Raw genomic sequence first — 2,098 nt, forward strand, 5'->3', positions numbered from 1 at the left:
GCCCCGAGGAACGTCTGGACCGCGACGCCGGCCAAGAGGAGGGTGGCGACGGGCGTCCGGCCCCCGCGCGTCGCGATGGCGTACACGCCGAAGGCGGCGACGAGCGCGCCGGCGAACGCGAAGAGGCTGGTCCCCGCGCCCCGCGAGAGCGCGACTTCGACGGGGCCGAGGAAGGGGACGGCGACGGTCGTCGAGAGCGCGACGGGGAAGACGATGAACGCGACCGCGCCAACCGCCGCGCCCGAGGAGACGCCGATGATCGACGGGTCCGCCATCGGGTTGCGGAAGAAGCCCTGCATCACCGTCCCCGCGGCCGCGAGCGCGAACCCGACGAGCGCGGCCAGCAGGATCCGCGGGAGCCGCACGCCGACGACGATCCGCTGGTGGACCGAGTCGACGGGGAAGGCGAACGGCGACGCGAACGCGAGGTCGACGCCGGGCAGCGTGAGCGGGCCGACGCCGGGGACCGGCAGCGGGCCGACGCCGCTCGCGCTCGTCTCGACCCCGGCGGGGACGGAAAGCGCGTTCAACACCGACTTCACAACGGTCTCCGGTGGGATACGGACGGGTCCGACGGCGGCGCTGCCGACGACGACGACCGCTAAGAGCGCGGCTACCGCCGCCGACCACGCCGCCGAGCGGACCCACGGACGCATGCGTTTCACAACACAACTTGTAGTAGGTAAATACTTATTGGACGAGTCCGGTCGTCGATCCGATGCGAAACAGCTTCGCGATCGCGATGGCCGTGCTGGTGACGACCGCCCTGATCGGCGGCGTCGCCGGGACGGCCGCGGGAGCACAGCCGACGATATCGACCGACGGACCGGCCGCGGACGCGCAGCCGGCGACGGGCGCGGGACCGGCGGTCGGCACCGCGGGGGCGGCGGGGGCCGGTCCCGCGCAGACGGACGGCGCCTGCGGCTTCCCGCTCAACGTGACCGACGCGACAGGAGAGACGGTGACTCTGGAGGAGCGCCCGGAGCGGATCACGACGCTCAACCCCTCCGCGGCGCAGACGCTGTGGGAGCTCGGCGTCGAGGAACGCGTCGTGGGCGTGAGCCGGTTCGCCTCCTACCTCGACGGCGCCGAGGAGCGCGCGAACGTCTCCGCGGAGTTCGGCGCGAGCGTCGAGCGCGTCGTCAACACCGAACCGGACCTCGTGCTGGCGCCGAACTCCTCGGCCGCCGATGTCGGGCCGCTCCGCGAGCAGGGGCTGACGGTGTACCACTTCCCCGCGGCGACGGGCATCGACGACATCGCCGAGAAGACGGAGACGATCGGTCGGCTCGTCGGCGCGTGCGACGCGGCCGCCGAGACGAACGCGGAGATGTACGACGCGGTCGACGCGGCCGAGGAGCGGACCGCCGGCGTCGACCGCCCCGCCGCGCTGTACCCGCTCGGCGGCGGCTACGTCGCCGCGAACGACACGTTCATCCACTCGATCATGACCGCGAGCGGGACGGAGAACGTCGCCGCCGACTACGAGGCGTACCCCCAGCTCTCCGACGAGGTGATCCTCGAATCGAACCCCGAGCTGATCATCGTCACCGACCCGGAGGCCCCCATCCTCGACCAGGAGCCGTACGCGAGCACGACCGCGGGCGCCGAGGACGGGTACGTGGTGATGAACGTGAACTACCTCAACCAGCCGGCGCCGCGCAGCGTGATCGAGTCCACGACGACGCTGTCGAACGCGGTGGTCGAGCTACAGGCGGAGGGTGAGGAGGCGACTGACGACGCCGAGAACGAGACGAACGAGGACGAGAGCGCCGGCGACACGGGCGCGGAGGCGCCCGGGTTCGGGGTCGTCGCGGCCGCGCTCGCGCTGCTCGCGACCGGGCTGCTCGCGCGGCGCGACTGAGCCGGACTCCGTCCGGATCGGCGGTTTACCTCTTAAATCCCTTGGCCCATCAGGTGGCTGCGGAGGATGTCCGGGGTCTTCAGCCCGGCGTCGGTGTTGAGCAGCACGACGGTCTCGTCGCCGTCGAAGAAGCCGTCCTCGGCGAGCGCCCACGCGCCGGCGGGGGCCGCGCCGCCCGCCGCGCCGGTCTCGACGACCTCGTTCTGCGCCACGGCGACCGCGCTCGCTAAGATG

Annotated in this window: 2 protein-coding genes and 1 pseudogene; 1 reads left to right on the forward strand and 2 read right to left on the reverse strand. The window is 72.4% G+C overall.

The window, feature by feature from the left end; translation table 11 throughout:
* Positions 1-656, reverse strand: a 656-nt coding sequence (locus B9G38_RS16395) for an iron chelate uptake ABC transporter family permease subunit (protein ID WP_143415567.1), incomplete at its 3' end; no start/stop codon positions are given.
* A gap of 62 nt (positions 657-718) precedes the next feature.
* Between B9G38_RS16395 and B9G38_RS16400 the strand changes: the two genes are divergently transcribed.
* A complete protein-coding gene (locus B9G38_RS16400) occupies positions 719-1,864 on the forward strand; it encodes a PGF-CTERM-anchored ABC transporter substrate-binding protein (protein WP_086221088.1) in 1,146 nt (381 codons plus the stop codon).
* A 32-nt stretch (positions 1,865-1,896) separates the two neighbouring features.
* Here B9G38_RS16400 and B9G38_RS16405 read toward each other — a convergent pair.
* Positions 1,897-2,098 (reverse strand): annotated as a pseudogene (locus tag B9G38_RS16405) (threonine synthase); the annotation flags it as partial.

This window comes from Halorubrum sp. SD612, assembly GCF_002135005.1.